Origin of the sequence: Chryseobacterium indologenes (assembly GCA_016025055.1) — a bacterium.
Taxonomy (GTDB): domain Bacteria; phylum Bacteroidota; class Bacteroidia; order Flavobacteriales; family Weeksellaceae; genus Chryseobacterium; species Chryseobacterium indologenes.
In genome coordinates this window covers 4,435,974-4,451,482 of sequence record CP065590.1, presented here as the reverse complement: position 1 = coordinate 4,451,482, position 15,509 = coordinate 4,435,974, and the positions used below count along the sequence as shown (strand labels likewise).

The 15,509-nt window shown below is 36.3% G+C and carries 15 protein-coding genes and 1 pseudogene; 8 read left to right on the top strand and 8 right to left on the bottom strand.

From position 1 onward, the window contains the following. Positions 1 to 129 precede the first annotated feature (129 nt). Entirely contained in the window at positions 130 to 591 is a 462-nt protein-coding gene (locus H3Z85_20560; protein ID QPQ51614.1) for an Lrp/AsnC family transcriptional regulator, read from the top strand. Positions 592 to 656: 65 nt separating this feature from the next. Here the strand turns inward: H3Z85_20560 and H3Z85_20555 are convergent. Next, a pseudogene (locus H3Z85_20555) lies at positions 657 to 1,423 on the bottom strand (hypothetical protein). A gap of 635 nt (positions 1,424 to 2,058) precedes the next feature. Between H3Z85_20555 and H3Z85_20550 the strand changes: the two are divergent. Together H3Z85_20550 and H3Z85_20545 are read left to right on the top strand one after the other, a co-directional pair. Further along, positions 2,059 to 4,359, top strand: coding sequence for a hypothetical protein (locus tag H3Z85_20550; protein ID QPQ51613.1), 2,301 nt, complete (start codon positions 2,059 to 2,061; stop codon positions 4,357 to 4,359). 10 nt (positions 4,360 to 4,369) lie between these two features. Continuing rightward, positions 4,370 to 6,832 (top strand): SEL1-like repeat protein, encoded by a 2,463-nt coding sequence (locus H3Z85_20545; protein ID QPQ51612.1) that lies wholly within the window; start codon positions 4,370 to 4,372, stop codon positions 6,830 to 6,832. Positions 6,833 to 6,893: 61 nt separating this feature from the next. On the opposite strand, the gene H3Z85_20540 is transcribed toward H3Z85_20545, so the two are convergent. The 7 genes from H3Z85_20540 to H3Z85_20510 all read right to left on the bottom strand — a co-directional run bounded on the left by H3Z85_20540 (position 6,894) and on the right by H3Z85_20510 (position 11,718). Then, positions 6,894 to 7,289, bottom strand: a complete 396-nt coding sequence (locus H3Z85_20540) for a VOC family protein (protein ID QPQ51611.1) — start codon at positions 7,287 to 7,289, stop codon at positions 6,894 to 6,896. A 228-nt stretch (positions 7,290 to 7,517) separates the two neighbouring features. After that, a complete protein-coding gene (locus H3Z85_20535) occupies positions 7,518 to 8,009 on the bottom strand; it encodes a DUF2306 domain-containing protein (protein QPQ51610.1) in 492 nt (163 codons plus the stop codon). A gap of 282 nt (positions 8,010 to 8,291) precedes the next feature. After that, positions 8,292 to 8,873 carry a GDP-mannose pyrophosphatase NudK gene (nudK, locus tag H3Z85_20530; GenBank protein ID QPQ51609.1) on the bottom strand — a complete coding sequence of 194 codons (582 nt, stop codon included), beginning with the start codon at positions 8,871 to 8,873 and terminating at the stop codon, positions 8,292 to 8,294. Positions 8,874 to 8,905: 32 nt separating this feature from the next. Continuing rightward, positions 8,906 to 9,814 carry a TIGR01777 family protein gene (locus H3Z85_20525; GenBank protein ID QPQ51608.1) on the bottom strand — a complete coding sequence of 303 codons (909 nt, stop codon included), beginning with the start codon at positions 9,812 to 9,814 and terminating at the stop codon, positions 8,906 to 8,908. Between the two features lie 31 nt (positions 9,815 to 9,845). Beyond that, positions 9,846 to 10,190, bottom strand: a complete 345-nt coding sequence (locus tag H3Z85_20520) for a hypothetical protein (GenBank protein ID QPQ51607.1) — start codon at positions 10,188 to 10,190, stop codon at positions 9,846 to 9,848. 13 nt (positions 10,191 to 10,203) lie between these two features. Then, on the bottom strand, positions 10,204 to 10,812 hold the full coding sequence (locus H3Z85_20515) for an HPP family protein (GenBank protein QPQ51606.1): 609 nt from the start codon (positions 10,810 to 10,812) through the stop codon (positions 10,204 to 10,206). Further along, entirely contained in the window at positions 10,813 to 11,718 is a 906-nt protein-coding gene (locus H3Z85_20510; GenBank protein QPQ51605.1) for an arginase family protein, read from the bottom strand. Between the two features lie 195 nt (positions 11,719 to 11,913). Between H3Z85_20510 and H3Z85_20505 the strand changes: the two genes are divergently transcribed. The 5 genes from H3Z85_20505 (at position 11,914) to H3Z85_20485 (ending at position 15,407) form a co-directional block, all read left to right on the top strand. Continuing rightward, a complete protein-coding gene (locus H3Z85_20505; protein ID QPQ51604.1) occupies positions 11,914 to 12,408 on the top strand; it encodes a hypothetical protein in 495 nt (164 codons plus the stop codon). Continuing rightward, entirely contained in the window at positions 12,386 to 12,937 is a 552-nt protein-coding gene (locus H3Z85_20500) for a hypothetical protein (GenBank protein QPQ51603.1), read from the top strand. Before H3Z85_20505 ends, H3Z85_20500 begins: the two co-directional genes overlap by 23 nt. A gap of 204 nt (positions 12,938 to 13,141) precedes the next feature. Next, a complete protein-coding gene (gene ssb, locus H3Z85_20495; GenBank protein ID QPQ51602.1) occupies positions 13,142 to 13,474 on the top strand; it encodes a single-stranded DNA-binding protein in 333 nt (110 codons plus the stop codon). Between the two features lie 19 nt (positions 13,475 to 13,493). Continuing rightward, complete coding sequence (locus H3Z85_20490) at positions 13,494 to 13,946, top strand: HRDC domain-containing protein (protein QPQ53963.1); 453 nt, start codon at positions 13,494 to 13,496, stop codon at positions 13,944 to 13,946. A 111-nt stretch (positions 13,947 to 14,057) separates the two neighbouring features. Next, a complete protein-coding gene (locus tag H3Z85_20485; protein QPQ51601.1) occupies positions 14,058 to 15,407 on the top strand; it encodes a histidine--tRNA ligase in 1,350 nt (449 codons plus the stop codon). Positions 15,408 to 15,509 lie beyond the last annotated feature (102 nt).

Below are 15,509 nucleotides of genomic sequence, written 5' to 3'. Positions count from 1 at the left end.
AAGATAGATAATTAAGGTGTTTGGTTGGTGTTGTTTTAAAATTTAAGGATAAAATTTTGTTTTTGATTATTTTAAAAGGTAAATATTCTTTATTTTTGAAAATATCAATTGTAAAAAGAATAATATCCTGTGGAAAGACTTGATGAAAAGGATCTTCAACTGCTAAGAATCCTGCAAAAGAATGCAAAACTGACCGTAAAGGAGCTTGCTAAAGAAATAAACCTGTCACCTTCTCCCGTTTTTGAAAGAGTAAAAAGGCTGGAACAGGAAGGATATATCAAACATTATGCAGCTGTTTTAGAAGCTGAAAAACTGAATCGTGGATTTACCGTGTTTTGCCAGGTTAAATTGAAAATTCATGACCGGTCTGTAGGACATCAGTTTGTGAAGGATATTGTGGAGATTGAAGAAGTGGCAGAATGTTATAATATTTCCGGTGATTTTGATTTTTTGCTTAAAGTTCAGGTACGGGATATGAAGCACTATCAGGATTTTGTTTTCAATAAACTGGGATCAGTAGATTCTATCGGCAGTACACACAGTACTTTTGTAATGGCTGAGGTCAAGAACACACATGGCGTGACGATATAAAATAAAACTAAAAAAACAGTACCCTACTTAGGTACTGTCAATATTTTTTACTTCTTGCGACAAGCTTACGGCTCATCACAGGTTCTTTTCAGCTTTGTAAATATTTTATCAAAGTCTTTATACATATTGGTTTCAGCATCGCGTTTCTGTCTGAAGCTGCTGTTGGCGCAGTTGTGGAAGCTCAATCCAATCATATCGATCAGGGCATAATCTTCCTTCTGAGGATCGTTTAATTTTGTATTGAATCTTGCCATAACACCTTTAGGGTCGGCATTGCTTTTACTTTTCAGTTCAATATAATTTTTCCATGCTTCAAACATTTTTTCCCTGTCGGGAGATGATATCGCATCAATATGCTCTCTGCAGGTAGAGTAGAATTTGCTGTCTTTTAATGTGGTAGGGTCGGAGTAGGCAAGAATTTCTTCTTTGTTAAGCTGATACTCATTTTCAAAAGATTCGATGGTTTGCTGCTGCAGCTTTTTCCACATCGGCAGGTTAATTACTTCAAGGCTGTACAATTCTTTTTTCTTATCCTGATATTGTTGTTCCAGCTGCTTCAGGTACTCCTCTTTATTTTTACGTATTTCTTCAAGATTGGAAAGCTTAAACACCGGCTGGATATCAAACTGTACTCCATTGAACTGATACAACAGCTTATTCACGCCGTCTATTTCCTCTTTTTGTATTTGGCAGCGTCAAAATATCCTTTGTTGTCACAATTGAAAGTCTGATAATTATAAAGGGTCAGACTGGTGTTTTTTGCAGGAGCTTTCTGCCCCCATATGGTAGTAACAGATAGAGCTAACGAAAGCCCGACCATCATTTTTTTCATGTACATAGTAATTGAAGAATCCGAATGTTTAAATTTCGTTCAAAATTAAGGCTTTAAATTTGAAAATTAAAGGATTAGACCAAATTTATGTATTTATTTTCTCAATGTGATAATATTTTCAATGAGACCATCTTGTAAGGTTTGATATTTTATTGAAAATTAATGTATTATGAGGTAGTTTGCGCTTTGTTATATCTGGATTTAATTTTAAAGAGGATGTAGCAAATACCATTGATTCAACTTTTTCTGTCGCTATCAGCCGGAAAGTTTTTTATGACACAACTTTTAAAAACAACAGGTCCTATACAACCTGGTATTGCATCCCGAAACTTTTGTACAGGTAAAAGCCGAACGCCAGAAATATCAATTATTTTTTTTTCCGATGAAGTGAAGTAAGAAATGCAGATTTTTTTGATATGCTGATCTGTATTGCCTATTTCGAATTAAAATGATGCTTTTGTTTCCAAAATAGACAATTGCAGAAAAGGAGTGTATTACAAATTTTCCTGATTTTATAAGCTTTTTAGTATGTTTTTAATTTTGTTTTGTTTTATTTTGCACACCACAAAATTTTAAACTGACTTCAGATAGCGGGTCAGTGAATGTAACCAAAAAATTACAGAACAAATATTAATATGTACGACAAATTAGAACAACTGTTTTACAGGGGTGAACTGGAGCAGTGTATTGCAGAAGGAGAGGCATACTTATTATCTCATCCTGATGATGAAGAAATTTTATTTTTAATGGCAATAGCCAGTCATGATAACGTTTATTATGATGGTCATGAGGCCGTTTTTGATGCTATACAGGAAAAAATGCTTCCTTACTTCCGCAGAGTTTTACAACTTAATCCCAATCATCAGAAAACACTTTACAGTATTTTGAGCTATCCTTTGGATAATCAATATACGCTGGCGCAGATCGGTAAAAGAAAAAAGCATATTACTGAAGACAATAAGGAAGAATTTATTTCATATGCTGAACAGATGCTCGACGATTCTGAAAATGCAGTCTTCGGATATGATTTTCTGGTTAAAATTTATGAGTCTCTAGAACATAATAAAGCCCTTTTAAATAGTCTGGAAGCCGGCATTTACTTTTTTCAAAAAGAATTTGCAGATAATCGGGAACTGAGGGATCGAAATACATCCCTGTTCTGGATTAAGAAAATATATCTGCTTGACCGCGAGAAAATGATTTCAGGAGCTGACCTTACGGCCATGATTGAAAGAGATCATACAACATTTGTAAGCAGAAATGAATATGATTTTATGAATCTTGCTGATATTGCCTATGAAAACGGTGCCGGGGATCTTTCTTTGAAAATGATGCTGAAAGCCATTAAAGGAGAGAATTCTGCTGTGCATATTCAAGAAAAACTGGTAGATTGGTACCATCGTTTTACAGAGATGGTTCAAAAAGGGTTTAATCATCCGGATGTTTTTTATTACCAGCTGATTATCGAAAGAAGCTATCCTGATCTGTTGAATATTACTGAAGATTTCTACTACCACCATGCTCTTGAAGTCATCAATATCCATCCGGAAAATTTTTCGGGCTATCATTTTGCAGGGACGTATTTGTATGAAAAAGAACAATATTCGGAAGCGGTTCCTTTACTGGAAAAAGCCGTGCAGCTATCTTTCAATGCAACATCCTGGAGAAGGAAAGTGGAATCAGAATATTACCTTTACGGATCGGTGCCTGCTGAAGTCCCGGCTTTCACAGATTATCCATCCGATATCTATAACGAAGGTGTTTTTATTTCAGACTTTATTGATGAAATAGAGAATGATAAAGAGACAACAGAATGGGTGGACGTAAGCCGCCAGGTATATGAGAGGGCCTACCATGCATTCAGGAGGTATTATGAAGAAGGCAAGTTTGAAAGTGATTATTATAATGATCTTCATACCAGGGCGATGTGCTGTAATAATCTGGCCATCAGATATTCCCTGTCGGGAGACGCCCATGCTGCGGCTGTCACGGCTTCTGAAGGTTTGCAGTATTCAGAGTTCGGAGAGTTGCATCTTGTCCTGATCGATGCCTTATTGGATGGTGAAGATTATGAAAACGGAGCGGTGGCATTGAAGAATTATTTCCATCTGTACGATGAATGCGAAGATTTTTATTATAAAAATCTCTATAACAGGGCACGGCAGCTTGAGGTACACGGTATTTTAGGAACCTATGATATCTATGCTGATGCCCAAGAAATGCTTATTTCTCTTTATAAGCATACAATAGACAACTCTGAAATAGATGAAGACGACTACAGGGACCTCGAGTCGGCCAAGAATACTTTAGAAAGAATTCTCTACGAGCGTTTTGAAACCGAAGAAAGCATAACCCGCCAATCCTATTATGAAAATATAGCCAAACAATTCCCTCTGGAGCCTAATCCACAATATGTCCTGATGCAGATTTTTAACGAAAATGAAGATTATGAAGGGGTTGCCAGAACAGCAAAAAGTTATCTTGACAACAAAAAGAATTTCCTTTTAGATCCTTTTGATAAAGTCAAGACTCTGTATATGATTCTTAAAAGTGATTATCTGAACGGAAGATATGCGGATGCGGCCTCATTATTCAGTGAATGTGATGCTGAAAGTGGTGAAATAATGAATCCTGAAGATTATGTACTTTGGCTGCGCTATGGTGTTCAGATCTTTGAAAAATTGAATAATAAAGAGCAGACCTTATTGCTTGCTGACAGATTTTCCGGCATCTACCAAAATGCAGAGTGGGGATATGACAGTCTGATGGAAGATGTTGAACTTGCCAAGGCAGGGGTGTTGTATCATTCGGGAAATCTTAAAGAAGCTCACGCAGTTTTAGAATATATACGTTCGTTTTCAGATTATAATCCTCTCGCAGATGAATATAAAAATTCATGGAAGAAGCCGGGATTGTTTTCTAAGTTTGGATTTTAAGAGATAGAATATGGCACATCGTATTTACACTTATAATGTTGATTCTACTACTCTGGATGAGTTTCCACATTATCTTGGGGAATGGAATTATGAGATCCCGGAGCTGTTACTTCCTTTATTTTCAGGTAATCCGAGATCAAAAGGAAAAGCATTGGTCTTTGACAAAGAAAGCGGAATTTCAATGTTGAGAAGTTTTTATGATCTGTTAGGGGAGCATTATCGGCTGACTTATAAAAAGGTATTCTATGAGCCTGTCAATAAAATGTTTGAAATTTTAAATGAACTTCCTTATGATACTTTTGTAATGAACGCAAGGGATGTCTTCAATATGAGTGAGGAAAAACATAGTGATCAGGCAAAAGATTGGGTGCTGGAAATCAAAGAGAAAAGCAAACTATATCAGAAGGCAATCCGCAACAGAGACCTGGCAAAGCTTGAAAGAGCACTTTTTTCAAGGCACGGATATGATTCTTTTTTAGAACTACTGGAAACAGACTGGGTTAAATACGGACTTGGATATTGGAATGAAGAACTCTGTAAAAATCCGTCAGGGGTGTATGAAGTGAACGGACTCTGGGGATTAAAAAGCTATAAAGGTGATATATTAGCTCCGCCAGTGTATGAAGAAATTTTCGAAGCAAATGAGGATGGAGTAGCTGTGGTACAAAAAAACGGCAAATTCGGATATCTGTCAAACGACGGAAAGACTCTCACAGAATGTGTATATGATGATGCCAATGATGCTTATTTCATAGAAGAAAAAAATTACGGACCTGTATTTATTGGCAACAAAGCAGGTTTATTAGATATTACTACCACAGAACTGATTATTTCCTGCGAATATGATGAGCTTGAATTGTTAAGATATACCGGACTCTTCAATGCTAAAAAAGACGAAGTGTATTGTGTAATTAATATAAAAGGCAAACAGGTTGTCGCAGATCATTCGGACAAACCCTTTCATTATGATTATTCCGGACTCCTTTATCGTCACCTGAAAGGAACTTCAAAAAGAGCTTATTACAGTCTTGATGGTATTTTCATGGGTGAGTATCCTGAAGATGTTTTATCTGCTATTTCAAACGGGTTTTATTTTGCCAAACCCAATAAATTTCAGAAAAAGACAAACATCATTAAACCGGACGGAACCCTTCTGGATGAAGAAATAGACCTTGTAATGGCGCTTGGCGATTATGGATATACCTCTTTTACGTACCGAAAAGATAAAGAATGGTTTATTTATGATATACAATCCGGAGAATTCAGGTTAAAAGAATATAAAATAGTAAATATTCACAGAGATTGGTTTACCCAATATATGCGTGATGTATTCATGATTTCTGATGGAAAAGGCTGGGGTTTGTATCAGTCTGCCCGGGACCGATGGCTTCTTCCCCTTTCTGAAGCACATAAAAAAGTAGAATCATGTAAACTTGAAGTTTTTCGTATTACTACAGACCGAGGTATGTTTTATTATGACCAGAAATCAGATGCTCATAGTGCAATCTATGATTATATCTGTGAGGGAATAGACTATACCGAAGATTTATTATGTCTTTTTAAAGGAAATGAGATGTTCATTCTGGATATTGAAAGAAGGCTTCATCAGGTGTCCGATTATCAGATGGGGGCCGTATTTAGCAAAAAATATAATCTTCGTGGAAAAGATCTGCAGTTCTTTATAAATTTCTACAATCAATGGGTTGAACAAAAAGGTTCCGGATACGAAGAATACTTTGATGACAAAACACTTACAGAACGTGCAGAAGAATATGTAAAGGAAGAAAACATACAAGAAGCAGTACGGTTGTATACAATAGGCGTTAGTCGTGGTAATGCAGACATGATGGTTGAACTTGGCTATATTTATGCTCACGATGATTATCCCGAATTTTACGATCTCAGTAAAGCGCTGACTTTGTACGAAAAAGCATCTCTACAAGGTCAGCCTGTTGCGTGGAACAATCTGGGATATCATTATCAGCAGGGTATCGGATATCCGCAGGATATTAGAAAAGCTTTACAATGCTTCAAAAAATCGGCAGAGCTGGGAGATGGGCTGGCGATGCAGAATCTGGGACTGCTGTATTTTTATGGAGATTATGTTCTCAAAGACTATAATAAGGCGTTGGAATATTATCAACAGGCAGAAAAGAAATTATATTTCAATCCGGATAAGATTGCTGAAATTTATTATCAGCAAAGTGATTTTGCAAACCTTCAGCGCTATTTAAGGAAGGATACCGAAAACACCTATTCCAATATTTACTACGGAATCCTTTTTGACGAAGGATTGGGCGTTAAACAAAATCCCAAAAAAGCAATTAAACATTTTGAAAAAGCTCTGGCCTATTCTACGTATGACCATGCTTTGAGAAGATTATTATATTATTATAAAGAAGATCCTGCCTTTGCCGATCCTGAAAAATATCAATATTGGAAAAGATATGGTGAGGAAAATGATATGGAATGATAACGAAACTATCCCAATAACGGGATAGTTTTTGCTGAAGAAATGACAGGTCAAAAGTACGCTATTGCGAGGGCACATCTATGTAATTACTTACTTCGATGAGGTTTTGATCAGGATCCCGGAAATATACTGACATTATTTTTCCCAAAGCTCCGGTCCTGGCTACAGGTCCTTCGATGATCAGGATGCTTTTATTTCGCAGCTCTGCTGTAACCTCATGAATATCAGTTTGTGCAATAAAACAAAGATCGGCAGAACCACAGGTAGGAAACTCTGCCTTGGGCTCAAACTCATTCCCTTTTTGATGAAGATTGATTTTCTGATTCCCAAAGCTCAGCGCTTTTCTGTTATCTCCAAAAGTTATTACTTCAAATCCCAGTATTTGGGTGTAAAATTCGACCGTTTTATCGATACTTGCAACGGTGAGTACAAGGTGGTCCAGGTTTTTAATTTTCATATATAATCTATTTAAATTTGAAGTTCAAATACATCATTTTACAGTAAATATTGTATTTTAGTTTAAAATAATACAGGATACACTAATAACATGAATTGGGATTTAATTTTTTTCGTTTCTACATTGGCTATTTTTGCCGCAATTTCTTACCTTATTATGCGTCTGTGCAGAAGATGGACTGAAAACAGCAGATACAAGCATCTTCTGAATTTTTTAATACTTATCATTTCATTTTCCGTGATCATGGGTATTGCTTTTATTATGGTTGTTGCTAACCTTAGCTTTCAACGATAAGAAATTGTCTTTTTTCATGATCAACCCATAGGCGATCAAAAGGTTTATAAATAGCGAAAGCCATACGGTAATACCATAGAATAATTCGTAATCATGGTATTCTTCATTATAAAACAAATTTTTAATAATTCTGAATGTAATGGCTGTCGTTGTTACTGCATAGCCTGAAATCATATAGTTTTTGTGTCTGTTTATATTTCCTTTCCTGATGGAAGTAACGGCTGCTATGGTAAGGTAAGCCCAAAGAATATCCTGCACAAGAAATCCCGTGATCCCGATAAGGCCGCCATTGGAAAATATTCCAAGAATAAAACAGGCCGGAACATTGATGATCAGGATATTGTAAACATATATTTTCCCGATCAACCGATGCAAACTTCTGTTTTCATATAAAAACCGATTCGAAAACTGCGTTAAACCTGCCAAAAGACAAAACGTTATGGAAAAAATATGAATGTAAAAAAAAGTTAGCCAACAGGGATGATTAACCACTTGCTGTTTAAACATCAGAAAGCCCACATTTTTTTCAAAAGAAGTATACTGAGAAATCGTTTTCAGCATTATAATACTGAAGAAGATCACTAAGCATACCGCTATAATCTGAATGATCTTTATTGCCAGAGATTTGGTCATCGGTTATCGGTTTTTAGCAGCAGTATCTTAATCTCCCGGAATAATCCTGATTTGAATTTTCATATCGTGATACCTTTATAAAATGCTCTTAATTCTTAAATGCTGTAACAGTATAATGGTCTTGGCATCATTGATTTCCCCGCTGTCTATCATAGCAAGAGCTTTTTCGAAATCTAATTCCAGGACTTCAATATTTTCTCCTTCTTCTTCAAGCCCGCCACCCTCTGCAACTTTCATTTCATTGGAATATTCAGCGATAAAAAAGTGAAGAATTTCTGTGACAGAACCCGGAGACATATAGGCATTGAATACTTTTTCAACTTTTGAAATCTTATATCCCGTTTCTTCTTCTGTTTCCCGTTTTATGCAATCTTCGGGATTATCATGATCAAGAAGTCCGGCACAGGCTTCGATAAGCATTCCTGTACTATTTCCGTTGATGTAGGTTGGTAACCGGAATTGTCTTGTCAGAATAACCGTTTGGGAATCGGTATTATACAAAAGGATAACCGCTCCATTGCCTCTGTCATAGGCTTCTCTGCTTTGGGTTTCCGTAGTTCCGTCTTTTTTTTGAATAGTATAGGTTACTTTATTTAAAGTATACCAGTTGTCTGATAATATTTCTGTTTTGAGAATAGTAATAGTAGGATTGTGCATAAGAGCGATATTCTGTATTTAGATATTAATATTTATTTTTTTCTAAGTAAATCCTGTAAAGCCTCTTGGAGATCACCGAATGTAAACCGGAATCCTGCTTCCCGGATTTTTTGTGACGAAGCTCTTGATCCTTCCAATACAGCGGTAGAAAGTTCTCCAAATATCAACTTTAAAATAAAAGAAGGAACATTAGGCATCCATAAGGGTTTTTGTAATACTTTGGCAATTTCTTTTGTCAGTTCTGCATTGGTGATATGTTGTGGAGAAACGGCATTGTAAGCACCGTGTATACCCGGGTTTTTTAAAGCGAATTCATAGATTGAACAAATATCTTCAATATGAATCCACGGCATATACTGTTTTCCGCTTCCCAAAGGTGATCCGATATAATACTGAATGGGAGTAATCATTTTCTTTAGGGCTCCGTCTGTCTCCGAAAGCACGACTGCGGTACGAATTTTTACTACTCTTTCTGCAATATTATGTTCTTTGAAATGATCCGCTGCATTTTCCCATAAAACCACGACCTCACTTAAAAAATCATGTCCCGGAGGATCACTTTCAGTGTAAATTTTCTCACTTGTGCGGGTACCATAAAAATTGATTCCCGAAGCTGAAATAAAGGATTTCAGTTTAATCTCTTTCTTAGCTAAAATATTTCGAAGCAAAGCGGCAGAGTCTATCCTGCTTGATATCAGTTCTTTTTTTCGCTCATCCGTCCAGCGTTTCTCAGAAATATTGGCACCTGCCAGGTGAATAATATGAGAAACATTTTCAAACGCTTTCTCATCAGCAGTTTTCTTTTTAATATCCCATTCAAATTCATGGGCATGTTTTTTTTTGCGGGTCAGGAACCTCAGCTCATACTCATTCCCGATTCTTTTAGCCAGTTCTTTGGCGATCATGCCGCCGCCGCCGGTAATCAGAACAACTTCTTTCATAATAATAGATTTTAGTGGTGTATAGACGATGTTAAGCCTGATTTTTGACAATCAGAACGAAATCATCTTCCAAAAGTTTATAACCGTAATCGTAAATAAACTTATATTCTGAGCCATTTTTATAGACTTTCACATTAGTAAAATAATCAAAATCAAAGCCAAGACTTTCAAGCTTAGCCCGGGTGACCTTTGCTTTACCCTCTACATTTACTTCCACAAGAATACGGTAGTTTTTACGAAGCTTGTTATTGATATTTCGCATCAGATTACTGGAATCCTTATTCTGCTTATTATTGAAGGCATTACGGCAGGCGTCATTGCAGAATTTTTTATCAGACCTCCCGATTATTTTTTCGCCACATTCCAGACAGTTCATGATTTTTATTTTTTCATTTTTTATGTGGATTTGTATGACCGTGTATATGCTTTTTTCTTAGCAATCTTTTAAACCTGCTGTGAGACGGATAGCTTCTGTTGGGCGTTATATTATTGAAAAATAAGGCCACAAGCAGCAGGATAATACACCCCGACAGAACAGGGGAGATAACGTACCAGTATCCTAATTCCGGAATTTTTCCGGTTGAGCTTACCGCAATGAGGGCCGTAGCACCTCCCGGCGGATGAAGAGTCTTGGTATACTGCATCAATACAATAGAAAATGCCACAGCGAGTGGTGCCGAAAGCCAGATGATATCAGGAACAATCTGATAAACGGTAACTCCAACCAACGCCGAAAGAACATGACCGCCAACAAGATTTCGGGGTTGTGCCAACGGACTTTGAATAGCCCCGTAAATCAAGACACTTGATGCTCCGAAAGAACCGATCAGAAATATATTTTCAGTCTGCGCTAAAGAATGCGACTGTATAAAAGCGATGATACCAATTCCAAAAAATGCTCCCAGAAATGACCAGAAATGTTCTTTATAGTCAACGAGCGTCTCTTTATAGATGACATATTTTGAAACTCTGAATGTTCTTTTTAAACTCTTCTTCATTTAATCTTCTTTATTTTTTATGATTTGAATTAAATTGTCTGCGAAAGGACGGGTATAAACACCTTCTTTATCATAATCGGGATCCAGAATGGTCATTTCGATGCCAAAGCATTTTGGGCTTTCCACCAAAGGTGTAAGAATTTCGTGGAGATTATGATAATCGATTCCATCTTCTGTTCTGCTGTCTACAGCAGCCATGATCTCGTCTTTGAGGATGTCTGCATCCAGATGAATAAAGAATCCGTCAAGCTGTTTTTCTGTAATTATTTTCAGGAAATCCTCAGCTGTTTTTCTAAAGCCGTTTTTTCTCAGATTTTCAAGATCGAAGTAATGTATTTGAGAATTAATAATCTGATTGACATATTCTTCATCATCAGTTTCTGCATTTCCACAGCAGAAAATATTGTCTTCCTGAAAATAAGGTTTAAGTCCGTTAATGTCGGTTAGTTTGTTGTGCCCGATCCCGGACATAATGGCTAGATCCATGCCTGCAGCCCCACCGGTTTCGGATAAGTGTGGGGGAATAAAATCAGTGTGTCCATCGAGGTAGAAAAGTCCGAAATTACCTATTTTCCTCAAAGCAACAGCGTTCCCGATCAGAATACTGCAGTCACCTCCCAGGATAATATTAAAAACATTTCTATCATAGTTTTGAAGAAGGAGCTCAGCTTGTTGCTTCGCATATTCAATGATCTTATCTGCATTTCTGACGCCGGATTCCTCATCAAAGTTCATGGCATATTTGGGAGCTTCCAGTCGGAAAACACGATGGGGAGATATTCTTTTGTGAAAGTCAAATTTCTTGAGCCAATCCGGAAGTTTCCTGACCCCGGGTTCAACTTCATGGTCCTTTTTTGTAAGTCCAAGATTGAGAGGAAATTCAAAGATGTTAATATCCCTTTTCATAAAGAATTTTAACAAAGATAGGGAATTATCCGTTTGTAAATGGATAGAATGAAGTATGTGTTTTCCATACAAAAAGAAAAAAGGAAAGAAAAAAATAATTATTTTCACATATTGCTGATTGACGTATGGTTGTACATTTTTTTATTTTAAAAATTAAATAAGAACAAGAAAAAAAACAATTAAAAAATATAAGTCATGAAGAGAGAAATTAAACCGGAATATACCTTAAAAATGTATGAATTATTGGCAGGTATATGGATCGCAGGATGTATGCACACGGCTTCTGAACTGAATATTGCAGATCATCTTGCAGGTGGACCAAAAACAATAGCTTCATTGGCCCAAGAGCTAAATGTATTAGAAGGGCAGCTATATCGAATTATGAGAGCCTTAAGTAGCGTAGGTATTTTTGAAGAACTTGAAAACAGAACCTTTTTATTAAATGATTTTGGAGCAGCTTTACAAACAGATGTTCCCGGAACTTTAAAAGATTTTGTTCTCGCTAATATGAGGGAAAGCTTAACTGTTTTCAGAGAACTGACTTATAATGTACAAACCGGAAAAGTTCCTTTTGAATATGTTCATGGTATGAATCTGTGGGAATATTATAAAAAATATCCTGAATTGGGAGCCAATTTTGGTAGGGGAATGACGGGATTGTCAGGAGTTGTCCTCGAAAAAAATCATTAATGTTTATGACTTTAGTAGCTATAAGAAGATCGTAGATATAGGTGGTGGAAACGGATCAATGATGTTTTCAATATTAAATGCTACGCCTGGCCCATCGGGAGTAGTTTTTGATGCCGGTGATGTTGTCAGAAAAACGACTGAGCTTATTCCTGAAAATTTAAAGGAACGGTGTACCGTTTCGGAAGGTAGTTTTTTTGAAAAAGTCCCTGATAATGCTGATCTATATACTATGAAATGGATTCTTCATGACTGGAATGATGAAGAATGTATAGCTATTTTAAAAGTATGCTTTCGGGCTATGAATAAAGGATCCAGATTGTTGATAATAGATGCAGTTATTCCTGATGATTCTCAAAATCAACCCCATATTGGCAAATTGCAGGATATCGTGATGATGGCTTGTCTCTCAGGAAAAGAAAGGACATTAAACGATTTTAAATCACTTATAAAGGATGCTGGTTTACAATTTAATCGTATTATTCAAATAGGTACAGATCTTAGCAGTATTATTGAGTGCGAGAAAATCTGAAGTGAGATTGCTGCAAGCATTAATAAAATAGGATGTTCAAAAGTTGAATGTCCTTATTTTATATCCGACTACAAACGACTACAAATGAATTTAAATAGTTTATAACCGACTGAGCCGGGAAGAGATGACAATCTTTGCAACAGAGATTTGAGAAAGCAGTGAACGTCTCTTATCTAAGTTATTAATCTTTAAAATCTAAAAGTTATGTCACTAAGAAACAAAGTAACATTAATTGGTTACACAGGTAAAGAAGTTGAAATGGTAAACTTCGAAAACGGAAATGTAAAAGCAAGCGTATCTTTAGCCACCACGGATCATTACACCAATGCTAAAGGAGAAAAAGTAGAAGAAACTCAATGGCATAATCTGATTGCTTTTGGAAGGGTAGCGGAAATCCTTGAGAAATATGTACCCAAAGGAAAAGAAATTGCCATCGAAGGAAAGCTTACCTACAGATCATATGATGATAAGGAAGGGGTAAAGCGGTATATCACAGAAATACGGGTAGATGAGATTCTATTGCTCGGTAGTAAATAATTCTAAAAAATTACAAATGATGAAAGTGAAAGTTTTTAAAGTAAGGCTTCCGGAAGAATTCCTTTACCAGGATCAGAAAACACTCGATGATTTTCTGGAAGTACATGACATTATAAAAGTTGAAACAGCTTTTGTTGGTGATGAGTGTTATTGGTCTGTTATCTTATATTTTGAAGAACTAAAACAAATAAGAAATACAGTGAAAGAACCCAAAATAATCAAGTATTCTGTAGAAAATGACCTTCTCAATGCTGACGAAGAACAAATCCTCAGTGCCTTAAAACTTTGGAGATCAGAGAAAGCAAGAGAACAAAATCTTCCCACATACTTTATTGCCAGTAATAAAGAACTCACGTCTGTGGCTAAATACAAACCCGCCAAGAAAGAAGAATTACTGGAAATCAAAGGATTTGGTAAACACAAGATCGAAAATTATGGTCAGGAGATATTAGAAATTCTGGAAAGCGTCTGATTGTAGAATAAATGATGAAAAAGCTGGAGAATATTCCGTTCTTCAGCTTTTTACCTGTGTAAAGTCCTTGCAATTCCTTATTTTTGCATTTATCAAAATGACATACAAGAAATGAAGCCAAGTTTAGCAAAAGGAACGAGAGATTTTACGGCACAGGAAGTATCAAGAAGAAAATATATCATTACTATCTTACAGAATAATTTTGAATTGTTCGGATTCCAGCCATTGGAAACCCCAAGCTTTGAAAATCTTTCTACTTTGACAGGAAAGTACGGAGAAGAAGGTGATCGGTTGATCTTTAAAATCCTAAACTCCGGAGAGTACACCTCAAAAGTAAACCAGGAGGATTGGGATCATAAAAATCATCAAAAATTAACCTCACAAATTTCTGACAAAGCCCTTCGTTATGACCTTACTGTACCTTTTGCAAGATTTGTGGCAATGAATCATGGTAAATTGACATTTCCTTTCAAACGTTACCAGATTCAGCCGGTTTGGAGGGCAGACAGGCCCCAGAAAGGAAGATTCAGAGAATTCTATCAATGTGATGCAGATGTGGTAGGCAGTGAAAGCTTATTTCAGGAGGTAGACCTTGTGCAATTATATTTAAAGTCATTTTCAGACTTGAAAGTTCCTGTGACCATTCATATGAACAATAGGAAAATACTTTCCGGATTGGCAGAATATGCCGGGATTACAGATAAGCTGATCGATTTTACAGTAGCCTTGGACAAACTTGATAAAATCGGAAAAGAAGGAGTTGTAAAAGAATTACTGGAAAGAGAAATTGCCCAGGAATCTATTGATAAACTAGATTTCTTATTTGAACAGACTGATGATGCACTCGAAAACCTTCTTCAGCTTAAAGAAAAATTTGCAGGCAATGAAATTGGCCTGCAGGGAGTAGAAGAACTTGAATTTGTTCTTACACAATCTCTAAATCTTGGTGTTGATGCACAAAATCTGGTATTCAACATTACCCTGGCCAGAGGATTAGAATATTATACCGGAGCTATTTTTGAAGTGAAAGCCGACGAAGTTGCCATGGGATCTATCGGTGGAGGTGGCCGATATGACAATCTTACTGAAGTTTTCGGAGTTAAAAACGTACCGGGAATCGGAATATCATTCGGTCTCGACAGAATTTATCTGGTAATGGAGGAATTAAACCTTTTCCCTGAAGAAGCAACCTCTAAAATAGAGTACTTATTTGCTAACTTTGGAGGTGAAGAAACAACAGATGCTTTAAAACTTATTATGCAGTTAAGAGCTAAGGGAGTTTCTGCGGAATTGTATCCGGAGAGTGCGAAGCTGAATAAACAGTTTACTTATGCTGAAAAGAAAGGTATTAAAAATCTTGTTTTCCTTGGAGAGGAAGAAATTAAAAATAATACTGTGACTTTCAAAAATCTGGAAGCCGGGGAACAAAAAACACTTTCTGTAGAAGAGTTTCTGGGATAATTTATTAACCATGGTTTTTCAAGATTATTCTATAAGTCTTGGATATAATGGTTTTTAAAAACTAAATATTACACAAAAGTGGCCGTAAATATCTTTGATTTT